Here is a 20,014-nt window from a genome sequence, read left to right as displayed (position 1 = left end):
TGTTCAGCGTCTCCTTAAGGGCAGGCGTTTCCTGATGCAACAAGCGGTTATGGCTGATACCCAAACGGGACTGATACCGTTGCTCACGCAGCACTCTGATCCGTTCATGCGTCTGCACACTCAGCGGATTACCATTCAAATGTATATTCAGACGATTATCGCTGAGGGAGCGATCAATAAGGGCGAGCGCCTGGGTAGTTATGTCCGAGATATGGTTGTCACGAAGGTCGAGAAGCATCAGATCAGAACTGCGCCAGTTCCACTCTGGCACCCTTTCAATACCTGTAGAACGTAAAAAAAGCATGCGCAGTGCGTTGAGCGGACTCAGCCGCGTGCTCCGCCCAAGCGAGCAAAAACTGAGGTCCAGAACTTCCAGTCGGCTCAGATTGCGCAAACCGGCGTTGCACTGGTCGGTCCAGACCAACGGGTTGTGTCTGAGTGACAACTCTCTGAGTCGAGTCATCCGCCCTATCGACTCTGGCAGGGATTGCAGCGCATTGAAATCCAGGCTCAATGAATGCAGGTTGCTGAAATGCTTAAGTAATACATCAGCCTGTAAATGGGTAAGCCGCATGTTTCGAGCGTTTAAAACCGCCACATGACTGAAGTCAGCCAATACCTGCAGCATGTTTCCTATCCGTAGACCCTCCAGATCAAGCGAATACCCCAAAAACTCACCCTGATAGTTTCTGCAGTGAGCGCTCAGGTGCCTCCAGCAATTGCGAATTCGCAACGCCGCGATTGCCCTCGGTCTAAGCAGTGACGAGGGCTCAGCTTGCAGTACCCAGCTGTCCAGGCCGGTTTGCAAAGTGCTCAATTCCTGAGCGAGGCCTTGCAGCCTTTGTCGCACAAAGTTCGTCAATTGCGAGGCAGAACCTGTGTGCTCTGCACGCAGAGCCTGAAGAAACGTCGTAACCTGCTCTTCGGAAAAATCCGGATACAGGCTTTTTACCGCAAGCTCTGGCGAGTGGCTGGGCGCACCAATCCCAAGCCTGCGGAAGAGGCCACGCAAACGTCCGCTCAGGGGGTAACCCACACGGCCATCGTGCAGTCGTTGCGGCCATTTGATGCCAGGCTTGATCGGCTGCAACTGCAGGATTTCCGCTATCCGGTCGCGTCTGTCAGATGCGATACGACACAAAAGACTGCGCAGGTGCTGCTCATCCGCATTCACTGGCAATTCGATGTTGACACGCACGTCATCAGGAAGCGCGTTCAGCAGAGCACTGAAAAAGCTCTGACCAGCCTCACCTATAGACTCACCCAACTGATTGAAGGGCTGAAATACCTCTTCGGTTCTGATCAGAACCCGATGCACGACAGTCGTCTGGTCACTTTCAAGGCTCGCGATCTCATCGCCCTCCAGCGTGTCTTTCAGCAGATCGATTGAAACGTCGCCACGCCAGCCCGGCGTGTACGGCAACATGCCAAGCCCAGTCGCACAGGTGTCCGGATTACCCGACGAGCGTCGGTAGAAGCCTTCGATGGCCCTGTTTATTCGCAGTTGCTGCTGATACTCACGAGCATGCTCGGCAAGCTCAAGAGGGATACGTTTTTCCGAGATCATCAGTGCGGTGTCTGCATCGCTCGCCATCTCGATGAGTTCCAAAGCGATGCTGTCCGGCACACTGCTGAAATCGCGTTGAATCAGTTTGACCAGCGGCTCACTGCTGCGGTTGTGCAGTGCATAAACCTCGTCAAGCAACGGCCCCATGTGAAGTTGCGCACAGTCGGCCAGATAACGTTTGAAACCTTGAACCTGCGAAGTTTTATCTGCACCGCCGGTTCCCGTCAGATGACTGACTTCATCGGGTGTCAGCCCTTCCAGCAATTGGCCGAGCGTCTGCGTGAGGTCTTCTGTCGCGCCCACGACACTGGATGAAAATGTCATATGCGCCCCCACGTTCCAGGCGTCGAGCATGGTTCCGTCTGCGTCTAACACTAACAACCCTCGGCTCTTGTGCCAGTGCGGCGACGACACCAGCAGCTTCATCCATGGCTCGATATGAGTGACAGGCACTGGCGAGGACTCTTCTGCCTTGAGGGCGTCTATGCAGGCTTGCAAGCCCCGCTCGATTTCCATGCGCTGGATGGCATCTCTCAGAAGAGCTGGAAGCGGGTGACTTTCGACATGTATCTGACGCAACAACGCCTCGTTGCTGCCCGTAATGCTCAAGACCCGCGAGATCTCTTCTTCGGTGAACGCATCACACGTCACATTAAGCCGCCTGAACGCTGTGACTTCATCCCAGCCCATGGGGTTTTCCCACTCGTGACGCCAGGCACCGGCCCCGTTGTGCTCAAGCTTAGGCGAGTAGGCGTGCTGATCCTGCGGGTGCCTGATACGCCAGTTTTTTCCGGTTGCGTCTGCTTCAACGCGGTACAGCTTGCCGTTCATTGGCAGCCACGTCTTGCTGTCGAATTCGTAAAGCCCCAGCGGATTGGCACGCAAACCGTCAGGCACCGTAACCGTATCCGCATAACCGCCAACAGTCGGCTTTCCAAGACGAACCGATCCATCCACCCTCTTCTGCACCAGGCTTTCGATAAACATCGACGGTTCCAGCCGATCGAGCGCGCCAATGACGCTGCCCACCACCACTGTCTGAGCGACGTTTTCGGCGATGTTATAAACATGTTGCATGGCCTCTTCCACTTCCCCGTGCGTCCAGTCTTCGTAGGCAACGAACGCTTCGCGGACAATCTGATAGAGAGCAACCACGGCCATGACTTCACCCAGCACAGGCACAAAGAGCCCGGCCGCATTGAGTATGTCCATGCCACTGTTTTTCAGGTTGTCGATCAGCGCATCCCTGGCTAGCTGATCAGCCTGCGCAGACGGCACCGCTATGGTCCGTGAATCAACGTAGGTTTTGGCCAGCAGGTGGTCGTAAAGCAACTCGAACGTGGGCTTGGAAAATGGCTGCGCCTGCAACACCAGGTCGGCATTGACGTCCAGCGTGTGTTCCTGGACCGGGTAGAGCCGCGATTTCAGCTTCGCAAAAAACTCCGGACTTTGGCCAAGGCTGACGAAGCGGCTGAAATAGCGCCTGTAACTGTCACTGTCGAGCGCTGCCACGAGGCTGTCGTTGAAAGCCCGGAGTGACGCGAACTGTTTGAGCGGGTGTGACGGCTCTGAAGGCATATAGACAAGACAAGGCCCACTGTCAGGGTCAGCAATATCCTGCTGAATCAGCAAAGCCCCGTGTAACAGGCAGCCCGAAAAAGCGTAGGTATCGAGCATATGCAACTGACAATAGCGCAACCCCCTGCCCCCCCATTGCGCATGGACGTCGGGCTTCACTACGCTCAACAGCATCTGGTAAGCGGCTTCGCTGATATCGCCCTTCATCATGGCAATGTGCGCAAGCACCTCGACAGCATCGCGCTCACCGTCGATAAAAACAGTGGCAACCGCTTTCGCAGCGCCTGGCGTGGAAGGCTTGAATACACTGTCCAGATGCGCCTGATACTGGCCACCAAGATCCAGTTCATGACAAAAATCAGCGAATTGCTCAAGGTCGATATCAAGACGGTCCTTGTATTCCACCTTGTACCTGCGCTGAGCACTGTCGATAAGCCAGTAACGCAGGCCTCCAGTACGAAGTATTGCCGAGTACGGATCGAAGCGGCTTCGGTTACTGGAGGCGAAGTTCTGCAAGGCGGCCTGCAACAGCGTCTGTTCAAGGGGATTCGGCTTCCAGGAACCGTCATAACGCCAAGTCATCAGTTGAAAGGCTTCGACATCCAAGGGAAGTTCGAAGCGTTCGAAAAACGCTTGCGTCAGCAGAGGCGCTGCGAATGCTTGTGCTGATAAAAGACGATTGCGAACGGGCCCAAGCGCATGCGTGGAACGCAGGGTTTTCTGATGACTGGCGTGCAGTGCCTGGCGCAAGGTCGCCGGGGCGTTCAAATACCAGTCAGGCAGGCTGCCTCTGATGAATCCGGCATTTGGATGCTCAACGTCGAATGGCGCAGAGTCGAGTTGTCGTGAGGAAGGCAGGGAACCAGGCGAGGCTGGCGTTCCAGACGTGGTGTAGGCGGTAAACATGATCGATACTCGTGATGGCTTCGTAAAAAGCCAACACAATAAAGATCCGCCGGGGTGCAGGTTACATAACGGGATATGACAGGCAGCGTCTGATATGCAGACGCTGACAGTAAAGCGCAATCAGCGCTTGCGCAGAATCACGCTGCCAATCGAGTAGCCGGCACCGAACGAGCTGAGCACGGCCAGCGCGCCCTCGGGCAAGTCATCCTGATAGGTATGAAACGCAATGACCGAGCCTGCCGAGCTGGTGTTACCGTAGGTGTCGAGAATCACCGGCGCTTCCTCTACGGTGGCATCACGACCCAGCAGCTTCTTGACGATCAACTGGTTCATGCTCAGGTTGGCCTGATGCAGCCAGAAGCGTTTGACGTCAGTGATGTTGATACCGTTGTCCTGCAAATGCGCCGCGACCAGCTCGGCCACCATCGGGCAGACCTCGCGGAACACCTTGCGGCCTTCCTGCACAAACAGCTTGTCCGGCGCATTCTGGCCCTCGTCCGAGGTACGGTTGAGGAAACCGAAATTGTTGCGGATGTTGTTGGAGAATTTGGTCAACAAACGAGTACTGACGATATCGAACTGGTAAGGCGAGGTGGCGAGATCCGCGCGCTCGACCACAACGGCTGTGGCCCCGTCGCCAAAAATGAAATGGCTGTCACGGTCACGGAAATTAAGGTGCGCGGTGCAGATTTCCGGACTGATCACCAGCAAGGCGCGGGCCTGCCCCAATTGCACGCTGTTGCAGGCTGCCTGGATACCGAAGGTGGCCGAAGAACAGGCCACGTTCATGTCGAAACCATAGCCCGCGACACCCAGCGCTTCCTGAATCTCAATGGAAATCGCCGGATAGGCGCGCTGCAAGTTGGAGCAGGCAACGATTACACCGTCGATATCGGCAGCGGTTTTGCCTGCACGTTGCAAAGCCTGCTCGGCCGCAGCAACCCCCATCTGGCAGAGGATCGACCATTCATCATTGCCGCGCTCCGGCAGGTTGGGCTTCATGCGCTGCGGGTCGAGAATGCCTTGTTTATCCATGACAAAGCGGCTTTTGATGCCCGATGCTTTTTCGATGAACGCGGCGCTGGATTCACTGAGTGCTTCCACTTCACCACGTTCGATAGCCGCTGCGTTATCGCTGTTGAACTGTGCGACATAGGCATTGAAAGACTGCACCAGCTCTTCGTTGGAGATGCTGTTGGCCGGGGTAAACAGGCCTGTGCCACTGATGACGACGTTGTGCACGGTCGTTCCTCTCTTATTGAGTTGCAGGTAAACACCTGCTCAGGCACGGTGTTCGGAGGCCCTCTGTTTTTGGGACCAACGTACCAGTGCGACTGTAAAAGCTGCCCGCAACAGAGAGCAGCATTTCATGACACGGTGAAGACAGGCGCGGAGTGTGCCACAGAGCCCGGTTTTGGCGCTATCGGGCCAATGAATATAGGCCTGATAGCGACAATTGACTGTGCTGAGGGCCGACGCAGGATCAGCCCTCCACCTGACTCCACTGCTTGCTCAACCGTTTGTCCGACACCGGCATTTTGGTGCCTAACTGCTGAGCGAACAGCGACACGCGGTACTCCTCCATCCACCAGCGATACAGCGCCAGTTCCGGGTCGCGCTTGCCTTCCAGGGCGTGCTTGTCGGCACGTGTCTGGTATTGCGTCCACAGGCCTGCCAGCTCGATGCTCCACACCCGGTCTTTCTGCACCTGACCTGGCAGTTTTTCCAGACGCATCTCGATAGCCTTCAGGTAGCGCGGCAGTTCCTTGAGCCACACCGCCGGGGTTTCACGCACGAAACCGGGGTACACCAGTTTGCTCAGTTGCGCCTTGATATCGTTGAGGGCAACCGCCTGAGACAAATCAATCTTGCCTTTGAAGCGCTTTTGCAGTCCGTGCCACAGCTTGAGAATCTCCAGCGTCAGCTTCGCCAGCCGTTCGGCGTGTTCGGTCCAGTCGGCGCGCTTGCGCTCAGCCAGCGACAACAGGCCGGCACCGTCGCGCGGCAACTCGGCTTCACCTTCCAGCACGCAACTGTCGAGGCTGGCCAGCAGGATGTCCTCTATCAACGCATCGATGCGGCCCAGCTCGCGGTGCAACAAGGCCAGCTCGGTCTGCCCCGGCAGTTTGTTACGCAGGAACTTCGCCGGTTCAGCCAGCTGTTGCAGCAACAAACGCTGCAAAGCACGGCGATGCTGATATTCAGCTTCGGCCTGCGTGGAGAACCGGCCTTCCTTGACCGCTCCGCCCTCTTCGACCAACGCGGGATAAACCGTCATCGACAACCCGGCGATGTTCTGCTGAGTCTTTTGCGCCACCGCAGCAAAGGCCTTGGCCTGCACCGGCTGCTGGCTTTTCGCGGTTTGAGGTACGGCCAGTGCAGCCTGGCTCGCCTCGGCAAAGCGCGCCGTCAGCTCGGCCAGATCACGACCCTCACCGAGAAACTTGCCGCTGCCATCGACGATTTCCAGGTTCATCTTCAGGTGGCCTTCAAGCTGCTGCGCGGCTTCAGCCCAGCCCTCTTCGCTGACCCGCACGCCGGTCATGCGCAGAAGCTCACGCCCCAGCGCCTGGGGCAATGAGCCCTCGCCGAAGGTAATACGTTGCAACGCGGCCTTGATGAAATCCGGGACCGGCACGAAGTTCTTGCGCACCGCTTTGGGCAGGTTGCGCACCAGCGCAATGCTCTTGGTCTCGAGCAAGCCCGGCACCAGCCACTCCAGGCGCTCGGCAGGCAGCGACAGCAACAGGGGCGCAGGGACGCGCAAGGTCACGCCGTCACGTGGGTGGTTGGGCTCGAAGTGGTAACTCAGCGACAGACTGAGGTCGCCCAGGTGCAAGGTATCCGGATACTGCGCGGCGGTAACTTCACTGGCCTCGCGGGCCAGCACATCCTCTTCGCGCATGATCAGCAGTTGCGGGTTCTTCTGGCTTTCAGTCTTGTACCAACTGTCGAACGTGGCCGTCTGATGAATCTCGGCCGGGATTCGCGCTTCATAGAAGCTGAACAAGGTGTCTTCGTCAGCCAGAATATCGCGACGTCGAGCCTTGGCCTCCAGCTCATCGAGCTGCTCCAGCAGGCGGGTATTGGCACTCAGGCATTTGGCCCGCGACAGGATGTCACCGCGCACCAGACCTTCGCGAATGAACAGCTCGCGCGACACCACCGGGTCAATCGGCCCGTAATGCACCGGACGGCGACCAACCACGATCAGGCCGAACAGCGTAATCTGCTCGAACGCTACGACCTGCCCGCGCTTCTTCTCCCAGTGCGGCTCGAAATGATTTTTCTTGATCAGGTGGCCAGCCAGCGGCTCGATCCAGTCCGAATCGATCTTGGCCACCATGCGCGCGTACAGCTTGGTGGTTTCCACCAGCTCAGCGGTCATCAACCACTGCGGGCGCTTCTTGCCGAGCCCGGAAGACGGGTGAATCCAGAAGCGCCGCTGCCGTGCGCCAAGGTAGTCACCCTCGTCGGCCTTTTGCCCGATCTGACTCAGCAGACCAGAAAGAATGGCCTTGTGGAATTTCGGGTAATCGGCCGGTTCCTTGTTGACCGTCAGTTGCAGATCGCGGCAGATCAGGCTCAGCTGTCGATGGGAATCACGCCACTCGCGCAGGCGCAGGTAATTCAGGAAATTGCGCCTGCACCAGTTACGCAGCGGGCTGGCCGTCAGGGTCTGGCGCTGCTCTTCAAAACCGCGCCACAGATTGACCAGCCCGGCGAAGTCCGAGTCGGCGTCTTTCCATTGCGCATGGGCCTGATCAGCCGCCTGCTGACGCTCGGGTGGACGCTCACGCACATCCTGCACGGACATGGCACTGGCCACGATCAAGACTTCCTGCAGGCTGCCCTGCTTCGCAGCTTCCAGAAGCATGCGACCCATGCGCGGATCCACTGGCAGGCGCGCCAGTTGACGGCCCAGCGGGGTCAGCTGATTTTCGCGATTGACTGCCGACAGCTCCTGCAACAGGTTGAAGCCGTCGCTGATCGCCTTGCCATCCGGCGGCTCGATGAACGGGAAATCGGTGATCTCACCCAGACGCAGGTGCAGCATCTGCAGGATGACCGCTGCCAGGTTGGTGCGCAGTATCTCGGGGTCGGTGAATTCAGGTCGACCGTTGAAATCTTCCTCGCTGTACAGACGCACGCACAAACCGGGCTCGACGCGCCCGCAACGGCCTTTGCGCTGGTTGGCGCTGGCCTGCGACACGGCTTCGATCGGCAGGCGCTGGACCTTGGCGCGATAGCTATAGCGGCTGATGCGTGCAGTACCGGTATCGATCACATAGCGGATGCCCGGCACGGTCAGCGAGGTTTCGGCCACGTTGGTGGCCAGCACCACACGACGACCCGGATGGGACTGAAAGATACGCTGCTGTTCGGCAGGCGAAAGGCGTGCGTACAGCGGCAGAATTTCGGTGTGCCTGAGCTGCGCCTTGCGCAGTACCTCGGCGGCATCGCGAATCTCGCGTTCGCCGGGCAGAAACACCAGCACGTCGCCCGGGCTCTTGCGCTCGCTACGCTCAAAGGACGCCAGCTCATCCAGCGTGGCCAGAATGGCCTGATCGACTGTCAGGTCTTCTTCGACGCTGTTGCCTTCCTCGTCCTGCTCGCTGGTCAGCGGGCGGTACCAGAGGTCGACAGGGAAGGTACGCCCGGACACTTCGATCACCGGCGCATCGTTGAAGTGCTCGGAAAAGCGCTGCAGGTCGATGGTCGCGGAGGTGATGATGACTTTCAGGTCCGGACGACGCGGCAGCAGGGTTTTCAGGTAACCCAGCAGGAAGTCGATGTTCAGGCTGCCTTCGTGGGCTTCGTCGACGATGATCGTGTCGTAGCGCTCAAGAAAGCGATCATGCTGGGTTTCGGCCAGCAGAATACCGTCGGTCATCAGCTTGATCAGCGTGTTGCTGTCGCTCTGATCTTCAAAGCGCACCTGATAACCGACCAGCGCGCCCAGCGGTGTGCCCAGCTCATCGGCCACCCGGCTGGCCACGCTGCGTGCGGCGATCCGGCGCGGCTGGGTATGGCCGATCAGACCGTGCTGGCCGCGACCGATTTCCAGGCAGATTTTCGGCAATTGGGTGGTCTTGCCGGAGCCGGTTTCACCGGCAATGATCAGCACCTGATGCTTGAGCAAGGCCTCCTTGATCTCATCGCGTTTGGCGGCGATGGGCAGGTTGTCGTCATAACGGATCGTCGGCACGCTCTCACGCCGCGCCGTCACCTGCGCACAGGAGGCTTGAACCCGCGCTACCCACTGCGCCAGCTTCGCCTCGTCAGGCTTTTTGCGCAGGTCATGCAACTGAAGGCGCAGGCGATGACGTTCGCTGATCATCGCTTGGTCGAGGTTTTTCAGAAGTTGGTCGATAGAGGGCGATTCGTCGGTCATCAGGCGCGCAGGGTCTTTTTTCAAATGGCAGGTGCGGATTGTCGCAGATTGTGGCGGGTCGTGACGAATGGCCTGAATGCCAGGCTATCCATCGCGGTCATGGTTTGCCGGCAGCACTGCTCAATTACAACAAAGTATGAGGTACGAAATACCGGACGCTCCGCGTCCTCTTGCGACGCAGAGCGTCGAGACCTGCATTCCCACGCTGGAGCGTGCGGAACGATAATCGCAACTATCGTGCGGCGCTCCGCCCTACTTCTTCACGCCCAGCTTCTTCAATTCCTCATCACGCAGCTCGCGACGCAGGATCTTGCCGACGTTGGTAGTGGGCAGAACCTCCCGGAATTCCACGCTACGCGGCACCTTGTAGCCGGTCAGGTTGGCGCGCATGTGCTCCATGACCTGTTCCTTGGTGAGGGTAACGCCCGGTTTGGCCACGACGAAAACCTTGATGGTTTCGCCTGACTTCTCGTCCGGCACGCCGATCGCCGCGCATTGCAACACGCCCGGGAGCGTGGCCAGCACGTCTTCCAGTTCGTTGGGGTATACGTTGAAACCGGAGATCAGAATCATGTCTTTCTTGCGATCGACAATCCGGATGTAGCCATCGGGCTGGATGATTGCGATGTCACCGGTCTTGAGCCAGCCATCACTGTCGAGCATTTCATCGGTGGCTTCCTGGCGCTTCCAGTAGCCTTTCATGACCTGAGGGCCCTTGATGCACAACTCGCCGGTTTCACCGAACGCCAGCTCGTTGCCAGCATCGTCGATAACCTTGCACAGCGTCGACGGCACAGGAATACCGATAGTGCCCATCTGCACGTCTTTAGCGGGATTGACCGTAGCCACTGGGCTGGTCTCGGTCATGCCATAGCCTTCGCAGACCTGGCAGCCAGTGACCTGCTTCCAGCGTTCGGCAGCGGACTGCTGCAGGGCCATGCCGCCGGACAGGGTAACTTTCAACGCCGAAAAGTCGAGGTTGCGGAAACCCTCGTTATTGCACAGGGCCACAAACAGCGTGTTAAGGCCGACAAAGCCGCTGAACTTCCATTTCGAAAGCTCCTTGACCATGGCCGGCAGGTCACGAGGGTTGCTGATCAGGATGTTGTGATTGCCAAGCAGCATCATCGCCATGCAATGAAAGGTGAAGGCATAGATGTGATACAGCGGCAGCGGCGTGATGATGATTTCACAGCCTTCGCCCAGATTTGACGCCATCAGCGCGCGGCATTGCAGCATGTTGGCGATCAGGTTGCGGTGCGTCAGCATTGCCCCCTTGGCCACCCCGGTGGTGCCGCCGGTGTACTGCAGCACGGCAACATCGGCGCTGCCGGGCGACACGTCGGTCACTGGCTGACCACGGCCCTTGCCAAGCACATCGTTGAATTTGATGGCCTTGGGCAAGTGATAGGCCGGGACCATCTTCTTCACGTACTTGATGACGCTATTGATCAGCAAGCGCTTGAACGGCGACAGCATGTCGGCCACTTCGGTGACAATCACCTGCCTGATCTGCGTCTTGGGTACGACCTTCTCGGCCAGATGGGCCATGTTTGCCAGACACACCAGCGCCTTGGCACCGGAGTCGTTGAACTGGTGTTCCATTTCCCGCGCGGTGTACAGCGGGTTGGTGTTGACCACGATCAGCCCGGCGCGAATCGCACCGAAGACGGCAATCGGGTACTGCAATACGTTGGGTAGCTGCACGGCGATACGGTCACCCGGCTGCAGGTCGGTATGTTGCTGAATCCAGGCGGCAAAAGCGCCGGACAGCTCATACAGCTCGCCGTAGGTGATGGTCTTGCCCAGGTTGCTGAACGCCGGCTTGTCGGCGAAGCGCTGGCAGGACTGCTTCAGGACCGCCTGGACGTTAGGGTACTCGTCGGGGTTGATATCGGCAGGGATACCGGACGGGTACTTGTCCTTCCAGAAGTTATCAATCATTCAGTCGGCTCCGTAGCGATAGCGAATTCTTCACATCGCCTGAAGCGATGATTTTCTTGTGCTTGGAATTATGCAGTAGACGCTTTTTCGCTTTATGACTGATCAAAAAGCGCGCCGAGAGTAGCAGCTTTGCCAAAGGCCGACTAGAGGCAGAAGCAGGCCACACAGTCACCAATACGACCAGAAACTAACAAACAGTCACTTTAAATTCATTTAATAAATTTTCATCATCACGCCGAAAGTACCGAAACAGAGCGGCCAATCAATATAATCGCCTGTTTCCGAAAAAAACTGACCCCGTTTACAGCGTTCTGCAAACGGGGCCAGGTACACACATGGAGACGATTAAAGGGTCAGGCGATGTCCCGAAGCTCGCGTCGCAGAATCTTGCCCACCGGAGTCATCGGCAATGAATCACGCAGAACGATCTGTCTGGGCACCTTGTAGCCGGTGAAATTCTCTTTGCAGAAGGCCTTGAGCTCTTCAATGCTCAGCTGCGGGTCTCGCGCCACCACGAACAGCTTCACGGCCTCCCCCGAGCGCTCGTCCGGCACGCCGATACAGGCGCAGTTGGCGACTTTCGGATGGGCCATGACCACGTCTTCGATTTCATTGGGGTAGACGTTGAAGCCGGACACGATGATCAAGTCTTTCTTGCGGTCGACGATACTGACGAACCCGTCAGCGCCAATCACGGCAATGTCACCGGTCTTGAACCAGCCTTCGGCGTCCAGGCATTCGGCCGTGGCATCAGGCTGGTTCCAGTAGCCTTTCATGACCTGCGGCCCCTTGATACACAGCTCGCCACGCTCGCCGAAAGGCAACTCGATGCCATCGTCATTAATGACTTTCATCGCGGTGCCGGGCACGGACATGCCCACGGTTCCCAGGCGTGCCAGGCGTGCCAGGGCGCCATAGGGATTGGCGCTGGCGACAGGCGACGTCTCGGTCAGGCCGTAACCTTCGACGATCGTGCAGCCGGTGATCTGCGCCCAGCGCTCGGCCGTGGCCTTGACCAGTGCAGTGCCACCGGAGTTGGTGCTTTTCAGCGCCGAGAAATCCAGATTCTTGAATTCCGGGTGGTTCATGAGCGCCACGAACAGCGTGTTGAGGCCGATCATGGCAGTGAAGCGCCACTTGCCCAGCTCCTTGATGAAGCCGCCGATATCGCGAGGGTTGGTGATCAGGATGTTGTGATTGCCGCTGATCATCATGCACATGCAGTTCGCCGTGAACGCATAGATGTGATAGAGCGGCAACGGCGCAATCATCACCTCCTTGCCCTCTTCAAACAGCGATCCGCCTTGCGGTCCTTGCTGGCGCATGCAGGCATAGACTTGCTGCATGTTGGCGACCAGATTGCCATGGGTGAGCATCGCGCCTTTGGCCAGCCCCGTGGTGCCACCGGTGTATTGCAGAACGGCAACATCCTGCAGACCTCGCGGTACGACCTGCATGCGGCTCTCGCGCCCCAGGCGCAGCGCGCGCTTGAAGCCGACGGCCTGAGGCAGATGGAATTCGGGGACCATCTTCTTGACCTTGTCGACAAGGGTATTGACCAGCCAGCCCTTGGCCGCCGACTGCATGTCGCCCATTTTTACTTCGATCAGGTATTCGATGGCCGTGTCCGGCAGCACTTCCTGCACCAGCTTGCCGAACAGGTTGAGGTAAACCAGCGCTCTGGCACCAGAGTCCTTGAATTGATGGCGCATCTCGCGTGCGGTGTACAACGGGTTGGTGTTGACCACCGTCAGACCGGCGCGCATCGCACCGAATACGGCGATCGGATATTGCAGGATATTGGGCATCTGTACGGCAATGCGATCACCCGGCACCAGTTGCGTATGCTGCTGTAGATACGCGGCGAAGGCGGCGGAGTGACGCTCGAGTTCCGCGTAAGTCAGCGTCACGCCCATGTTGCTGAACGCAGGCCGGTCGGCGAATTTCCTGCAGCAGCGCTCGAACACCTCGACGACCGATTGGTAGGTTTGCAGATCCACCTCGGCGTCGACACCCGCCGGACGCTTGTCATCCCAGAAGTCAGCTTGCATTATTTTTATCCTTTTTCCCTGCATGGGTCTGGGCGGACGTTAGCAGTTAAAGTGTCTCAGGCAAATGATCGTCCGGGCCTCATCAGCAGCATGAATCTTGTCTCTGTTCAGACTGAAATCTGTCGTCGGCGATACACTGCTCACGGCAATCGGGCTGGTAAAGATACTTGCCCGATCGCTCAGTAGCCGTATTCACATGGCGTTTGCTTATTATTTGCCTTGAATGTGATCCGGGGAGCGCCAGCAAGCGTCTGAATGATCTTGTCCGCGCATTGGCGGCGACAGGTCATCAAGTGTTACAAATCAAGGCCAGGTCGGATTGCACGAACCGGCACGCTTCAATTCATTTTTATTGTCAGGACAGCCACATGACTCAAGTCACCAACACGCCTTACGAAGCCCTTGAAGTCGGTCAGACCGCCAGCTATAGCAAGACAGTGGAAGAGCGTGACATTCAACTGTTCGCCGCCATGTCCGGAGACCACAACCCGGTCCACCTGGACGCCGAATACGCCTCCAAGACCATGTTCAAGGAGCGTATTGCCCACGGCATGTTCAGCGGCGCACTGATCAGTGCGGCGGTTGCATGCAAGTTGCCTGGCCCTGGCACCATCTATATCGGTCAGCAGATGACCTTCCAGAAGCCGGTGAAACTGGGCGATACCCTGACTGTGCGCCTGGAAATCCTGGAAAAACTGCCGAAATTCCGCGTGCGCATCGCCACCCGTGTTTTCAATCAGAACGATGAGCTGGTTGTAGACGGCGAAGCCGAGATTCTCGCCCCGCGCAAGCAGCAGACCGTCGACCTGACCGTATTGCCCGAGATCACTTTCGGCTGATACCCGGAACCGGCGCGCGCACCTGCGGCCGCGCCCGGGCTCCACTGCTGACCTGAACACAAATTCATGATGCCCTCGGAACTGTTTTGGCTGCGCTTTCCACTCAGGAAACCAGCGCTACCTTATCCGGATCACGAATCGTTCATTCCTGCAGGCGGAGCAATCACCCATGAATATGATCACCCGAAATTATTATCCCGTCTCCGGGCAGCCAACCCAGGGCATAAACCCGCAAGCCGATAACAGTCCGCCACCTCAGGTCACGTCCGGCAATGGCAGCAAGCTGGTCGACTTCGCACCGCCGCAGCAGGCAACAGGGTTGCAGTCGTCGTTCAATGGCCTTGGCTCCAGGGCGCAAACGCCCGCTACAAACGCAGCCTCGGGTGCAACTGAAAACCCCGTTGAGTTGTTGCTGAACAAGCTGGTGGAAGCCATTCGCACCATCCTCAAGGATCTGTTTTCCAGATCACAAGGGCATCAGCAGGACGGCTCGACACCGGCACCTGCACCGTCTGAACGGGAACAGGCGCCGACCTCCCTTCAGTCTTCATCAGCCCCCTCTTCAGGGTCGCCGTCATCGTCCGGCAACACAGAAAAGCCGTTCGTGGTGAAAAACGATTATCCGACCGACAAACCGGTCTCGCTGCAAAAGAGCGCCACAGCAGCGCCGTCTGATACGGCGCGCACTTCGGCGTCAGCCCAAGGCAATACGCCAGCCGCCAATCAGTCTGCGCCCGCCAAAACGTTGCCAACCGCCACAGACAGATCTGAGACCACAGAAAAAGTGGCGCAACCCGCGCACCGAGCGGGCAACGGTCCTGGGGCCGACATGTCCGGAATGGTCGGCTTCGCCAAACAGGCGAACACCACCGGCGGTAATGGTGGCGAAGTCGTCACGGTCAATACCGTAGCGGACCTCAAGAAGTACATGGAAGACGACAAAGCCCGTACCGTCAAACTGGGGGCCAACCTGTCTGCCGACAGCAAGGTGACCATCAACTTTGGCGCCAACAAGACCCTGCTGGGTACCGACAAGGGCAACAGCCTGCACAACATCTACCTGGCCAGCGGCAAGACCGCCAGCAATGACATCTTCCAGAATCTGAACTTCGACCACGACAGCCGTTATCGCGAAAACGGTGACATGCAGATGTTCATCAGCAGCGGTCAGAAATACTGGATCGATCACAACACCTATTCAGGCACCAAGGATCAGAACGCCAAAGGCCTGGACAAACTGCTTTATGTCGGCGGGACGGCAGACAACGTCAGTCTGACCAACTCGAAACTCCAGAACAACGAATATGGCGTGATTCTCGGTCAGCCGGACGACTCCGCTCAAGCCAAGGCCGAGTACAAGGGTTACCCGCGCATGACCATCGCCAACAATGTGTTCAGCAACCTGGATGTTCGGGCACCCGGCCTGATGCGGCATGGCGACTTTGACGTTTACAACAACTCGATCGACAACTTCCATCTTGGCTTCACCGCGACGGGGGATGCGACCATCCTCTCGCAGGCCAACTATTTCGCAAAAGGCGTGGATGTTTCCAACAAGGCCAGCAACTCCGGCGCGCTGGATGACTATGGCGATGCGCACTTCAAGGACATCGGCAGCAATGTCAGCTTCACCCAGAAGTCACCGGTGACCACCTGGACGCCCAGCTATCAGCGCGACATCAAGACCGCCGAAGCCGCCAGAGCCTATGACTTGGCCAATGCCGGCGCCAAAACCGTGAGCTGATAGCGCCCGGCGTCCGATGCAGGGCGTGGCATGCAGACGAAAAAAAGGGCGACCGAAGTCGCCCCAAGTGCCTTGCGTGCTCATTGAATGCATGCAGGCGCGTGTCCGCCCACAACGCATTCGATGGAGCAAGATTAAGGCAGCGAACATAACGGCGAGTTGATCCAGATCAGCTGTTGCTGAACCAGACTGATCAGATCAAGGGTGTGGCGGCTGGATCAGCGTTTTTTGGGCTTTTTCTTCGGTTTTTTGCTGCTCAATGGCATCGCCTGTTCGAAGGCGTTACGCACTTCATTGAGGCGCTTGTCATTCAGATCGTGGATACGCTTGGCGCGCTCGGCACCCAGGTCGATCAGTTGTGCATCGTCGCTCATGGCTTGCGGTTCTCGAACACGGGAAATCAGGGCCAATAATGCTCAATCGCAGCAGCCCTGACCAGTCCCGTGATCAGTACAGCCCTGGGCGGTGCAGCAATCAGATCTGAATATCCACCCAAAGCCCCTGGCGCGGCTCGTCGTCGATGAGCGGTACAACGGGTACGGTGTTGTCGGCGTTCAGCGAATCACCCGGGACCACCAGTCCCACGTATTCCTCGGCTTCTCCGCCGCCATGAGCCTGCTGCTGTTGCTGCTGGCGCTGTTGCTCTTCACGCAACAGCAACGCGCTGCGTTCAGTATCTTCATTGCGCAGGTCGATGGAGGTCTCGCTGGAGCTCTCCTGCACCGGCGCTACAGGTGGAATGTCCGGCATGCGTTTGGCCGGATCCAGCTGTGATGTCACAGGCACCACACTTAACGGAAGCATAGGTTGCAGCATGGTTTTACCTCCTCTTACCGGGGTTTCGGCCGTGCACGAGGCAACTTGAACCGGGCTGAAAGAGCCAGTGGTGGTTTATAAGATCTTTTTTGACCCCTCTCAGTGAAATAAGTGTCATGGAACCAAAAATTCGATAGGTTCCGGCGCTGACCATGAGTTTTTTCACGCTGCCTTTGGCCTTCGGGGCGTGTTCCGTTAACATACTCAGCTTTTTCAAGCGGGAGACAGGCAGCATGGCGCAGCGGTATCAACCGGGGCAACGCTGGATTAGTGACAGCGAAGCCGAGCTGGGTTTGGGCACCGTTCTGGCACAGGACGGCCGCTTGTTGACCGTGCTCTATCCGGCCACTGGCGAAACACGTCAGTACGCACTGCGTAATGCGCCGCTGACCCGCGTGCGTTTCTCCCCTGGCGACGTGATCACGCACTTCGAAAACTGGAAAATGACCGTTCGCGAAGTCGACGATGTCGATGGCCTGCTGGTCTACCACGGCCTGAACGCGCAGAACGAAGTGGTGACACTGCCGGAAACCCAACTGTCGAACTTCATCCAGTTCCGTCTGGCTACCGACCGTCTGTTCGCTGGCCAGATCGACCAGTTGTCCTGGTTTTCGTTGCGCTACAACACGCTGGAGCACACCAGCCGCCAATTGCAGTCCTCGCTGTGGGGCCTGGGTGGCGTGCGGGCACAGCCTATCGCCCACCAGTTGCACATCGCTCGCGAAGTCGCGGACCGTATCGCGCCGCGCGTTCTGCTGGCCGACGAAGTGGGTCTGGGCAAAACCATCGAAGCCGGTCTGGTGATCCATCGCCAACTGCTGTCGGGCCGCGCCAGCCGCGTGCTGATTCTGGTCCCGGAAAACCTCCAGCACCAGTGGCTGGTGGAAATGCGTCGCCGCTTCAACCTGCAGGTCGCGCTGTTCGACGCCGAGCGCTTCATGGAAAGCGATGCAGGCAACCCGTTCGAAGACACCCAGCTTGCACTGGTTGCCCTGGAATGGCTGGTCGAAGACGAAAAAGCCCAGGACGCCCTGTTTGCGGCAGGCTGGGACCTGATGGTAGTCGACGAAGCCCACCATCTGGTCTGGCACGAAGACAAGGCCAGCCGCGAATACTCGCTGGTCGAACAACTGGCCGAAGTCATTGCCGGCGTACTGCTGCTGACCGCGACCCCGGAACAGCTGGGTCAGGACAGCCACTTCGCCCGCCTGCGCCTGCTGGACCCGAACCGTTTCCACGACCTCAAGGCCTTCCGCGCCGAAAGCGAGAACTACCGTCCGGTGGCTCAGGCCGTTCAGGAGTTGCTTGATAAGGGCAAGCTGTCCGCTGCGGCACAGAAAACCATTCATGGCTTCCTGGGTGCCGAAGGCGATTCCCTGCTGGCGGCCGTGAATACCGGCGACGACGAAGCCAAGGCGCGCCTGATTCGAGAACTGCTGGACCGTCACGGCACCGGCCGCGTGCTGTTTCGCAACACCCGTGCCGCCGTGCAGGGCTTCCCGGAGCGCAAGCTGCATCAATACCCGCTGCCCTGCCCTGTGGAATACCTTGAGTTGCCGGTTGGCGAACACGCCGACCTTTACCCGGAAGTCAGCTTCCAGTCGCAGTCGGAAGTCAGCGAAGAAGAGCGCTGGTGGCGCTTCGACCCACGCGTCGACTGGCTGATCGACACGCTTAAAATGCTCAAGCGCGTCAAGGTGCTGGTCATCTGTGCCCACGCCGAAACCGCCATGGACCTGGAAGACGCGCTGCGCGTGCGTTCCGGCATTCCAGCCACGGTCTTCCACGAGGGTATGAACATCCTTGAGCGCGACCGCGCGGCGGCCTATTTTGTAGACGAAGAATTCGGCGCTCAGGTCCTGATCTGCTCGGAAATCGGCAGCGAAGGCCGCAACTTCCAGTTCTCTCACCATCTGGTGCTGTTCGACCTGCCGTCGCACCCGGACCTGCTGGAGCAGCGTATCGGGCGTCTGGACCGGATCGGCCAGAAGCACACCATCGAGCTGCACGTACCTTTCCTGGAAACCAGCCCGCAGGCACGCCTGTTCCAGTGGTATCACGAGGCGCTCAATGCGTTCCTCAATACCTGCCCGACCGGCAACGCCCTGCAGCATCAGTTCGGCCCGCGCCTGCTGCCGCTGCTGGAAAGCGGTGACGACGACGAGTGGCAAAGTCTGATCGACGAAGCCCGCACCGAGCGCGAACGCCTGGAAAGCGAACTGCACACCGGTCGCGACCGCTTGCTGGAACTCAATTCCGGCGGCGCCGGCGAAGGCGAAGCGCTGGTTGAAGCCATTCTGGAACAGGACGATCAGTTCAGCCTGCCGATCTACATGGAGACCCTGTTCGACGCCTTTGGCATCGACAGCGAAGACCATTCGGAAAACGCCCTGATCCTCAAGCCTAGCGAGAAAATGCTCGACGCCAGCTTCCCGCTCGGCGACGACGAAGGCGTGACCATCACCTACGACCGCAATCAGGCGCTGTCTCGCGAAGACATGCAGTTCATCACCTGGGAGCACCCGATGGTTCAGGGCGGTATGGACCTCGTGCTGTCCGGCTCGATGGGCAACACCGCCATGGCACTGATCAAGAACAAGGCGCTCAAGCCGGGCACTGTCCTGCTGGAACTGATCTACGTCAGCGAAGTGGTTGCTCCTCGCTCGTTGCAGCTGGGGCGCTACCTGCCTCCTGCCGCGCTGCGTTGCCTGCTCGACGCCAATGGCAACGATCTGTCGAGCCGTGTGTCGTTCAACACCCTCAATGATCAGCTCGAAAGCGTGCCTCGTGCCAGCGCCAACAAGTTCATCCAGGCGCAACGTGACCAGTTGACCCCGAGAATCAATGCAGGCGAAGAGAAAATCACCCCAAGACACGCAGAACGTGTGGCCGAAGCACAGCGTCGTCTGGCAGCCGACACTGAAGAGGAACTGGCTCGCCTGACGGCATTGCAAGCGGTCAACCCGACCGTGCGCGACAGTGAACTGGTCGCCCTGCGCAGCCAGCGCGAACAAGGCTTGGCCATGCTTGAAAAAGCAGCCCTGCGCCTGGAAGCGATCCGGGTACTGGTTGCGGGTTGAAGCCTTGATACGCTCCGCGTCCGGTCTTGAGTGTGCGGCGCGGCGCAGATTTGTGACGCAGAGCGTCACGCACGGCATTCCCACGCTGGAGCGT

General features: G+C 58.5%; 10 protein-coding genes. 3 read left to right on the top strand and 7 right to left on the bottom strand.

The genetic code is table 11. From position 1 onward, the window contains the following. From ALO64_RS13475 to fadD2, 5 genes are all read right to left on the bottom strand, one after another. A partial coding sequence (locus tag ALO64_RS13475) for a dermonecrotic toxin domain-containing protein (protein ID WP_054991727.1) occupies positions 1–4,051 on the bottom strand: 4,051 nt, incomplete at its 3' end. Positions 4,052–4,171: 120 nt separating this feature from the next. After that, positions 4,172–5,293, bottom strand: coding sequence for a beta-ketoacyl-ACP synthase III (locus ALO64_RS13470; protein WP_005779354.1), 1,122 nt, complete (start codon positions 5,291–5,293; stop codon positions 4,172–4,174). Positions 5,294–5,534: 241 nt separating this feature from the next. After that, on the bottom strand, positions 5,535–9,446 hold the full coding sequence (gene hrpA, locus ALO64_RS13465) for an ATP-dependent RNA helicase HrpA (RefSeq protein WP_044343429.1): 3,912 nt from the start codon (positions 9,444–9,446) through the stop codon (positions 5,535–5,537). A gap of 252 nt (positions 9,447–9,698) precedes the next feature. After that, positions 9,699–11,390, bottom strand: coding sequence for a long-chain-fatty-acid--CoA ligase FadD1 (gene fadD1 / locus ALO64_RS13460; RefSeq protein ID WP_002554794.1), 1,692 nt, complete (start codon positions 11,388–11,390; stop codon positions 9,699–9,701). A 353-nt stretch (positions 11,391–11,743) separates the two neighbouring features. Further along, entirely contained in the window at positions 11,744–13,441 is a 1,698-nt protein-coding gene (gene fadD2 / locus ALO64_RS13455; RefSeq protein ID WP_044343430.1) for a long-chain-fatty-acid--CoA ligase FadD2, read from the bottom strand. 368 nt (positions 13,442–13,809) lie between these two features. Between fadD2 and ALO64_RS13450 the strand changes: the two genes are divergently transcribed. Next, positions 13,810–14,280: a MaoC family dehydratase gene (locus ALO64_RS13450; protein WP_002554796.1), complete on the top strand. Its 471-nt coding sequence runs from the start codon at positions 13,810–13,812 to the stop codon at positions 14,278–14,280. Between the two features lie 169 nt (positions 14,281–14,449). Continuing rightward, on the top strand, positions 14,450–16,024 hold the full coding sequence (locus tag ALO64_RS13445; RefSeq protein WP_044343431.1) for a pectate lyase family protein: 1,575 nt from the start codon (positions 14,450–14,452) through the stop codon (positions 16,022–16,024). Positions 16,025–16,242: 218 nt separating this feature from the next. On the opposite strand, the gene ALO64_RS25695 is transcribed toward ALO64_RS13445, so the two are convergent. Together ALO64_RS25695 and ALO64_RS13435 are read right to left on the bottom strand one after the other, a co-directional pair. Beyond that, on the bottom strand, positions 16,243–16,434 hold the full coding sequence (locus ALO64_RS25695) for a hypothetical protein (protein ID WP_044343432.1): 192 nt from the start codon (positions 16,432–16,434) through the stop codon (positions 16,243–16,245). 64 nt (positions 16,435–16,498) lie between these two features. Next, positions 16,499–16,840 (bottom strand): hypothetical protein, encoded by a 342-nt coding sequence (locus ALO64_RS13435; RefSeq protein ID WP_003363486.1) that lies wholly within the window; start codon positions 16,838–16,840, stop codon positions 16,499–16,501. 233 nt (positions 16,841–17,073) lie between these two features. On the opposite strand from ALO64_RS13435, the gene rapA reads away from it, so the two are divergent. Continuing rightward, a complete protein-coding gene (gene rapA, locus ALO64_RS13430) occupies positions 17,074–19,920 on the top strand; it encodes an RNA polymerase-associated protein RapA (protein WP_044343457.1) in 2,847 nt (948 codons plus the stop codon). The last annotated feature ends 94 nt before the right edge of the window (positions 19,921–20,014 follow it).

The organism is Pseudomonas meliae (genome assembly GCF_001400515.1).
In the GTDB taxonomy this organism is placed as follows: Bacteria; Pseudomonadota; Gammaproteobacteria; order Pseudomonadales; family Pseudomonadaceae; genus Aquipseudomonas; species Aquipseudomonas amygdali.
Note: the sequence above shows the minus strand (reverse complement) of the source record. Positions and strands in the feature narration are given on the sequence as shown.

What these genes read in the sequence shown, in the direction of transcription:
- hrpA (WP_044343429.1), bottom strand. Translation starts at nt 9,446, where the DNA reads ATGACCGACGAATCGCCCTCTATCGACCAACTTCTGAAAAACCTCGAC.
- fadD1 (WP_002554794.1), bottom strand. Translation starts at nt 11,390, where the DNA reads ATGATTGATAACTTCTGGAAGGACAAGTACCCGTCCGGTATCCCTGCC.
- fadD2 (WP_044343430.1), bottom strand. Translation starts at nt 13,441, where the DNA reads ATGCAAGCTGACTTCTGGGATGACAAGCGTCCGGCGGGTGTCGACGCC.
- ALO64_RS13450 (WP_002554796.1), top strand. Translation starts at nt 13,810, where the DNA reads ATGACTCAAGTCACCAACACGCCTTACGAAGCCCTTGAAGTCGGTCAG.
- ALO64_RS13445 (WP_044343431.1), top strand. Translation starts at nt 14,450, where the DNA reads ATGAATATGATCACCCGAAATTATTATCCCGTCTCCGGGCAGCCAACC.
- ALO64_RS13435 (WP_003363486.1), bottom strand. Translation starts at nt 16,840, where the DNA reads ATGCTGCAACCTATGCTTCCGTTAAGTGTGGTGCCTGTGACATCACAG.
- rapA (WP_044343457.1), top strand. Translation starts at nt 17,074, where the DNA reads ATGGCGCAGCGGTATCAACCGGGGCAACGCTGGATTAGTGACAGCGAA.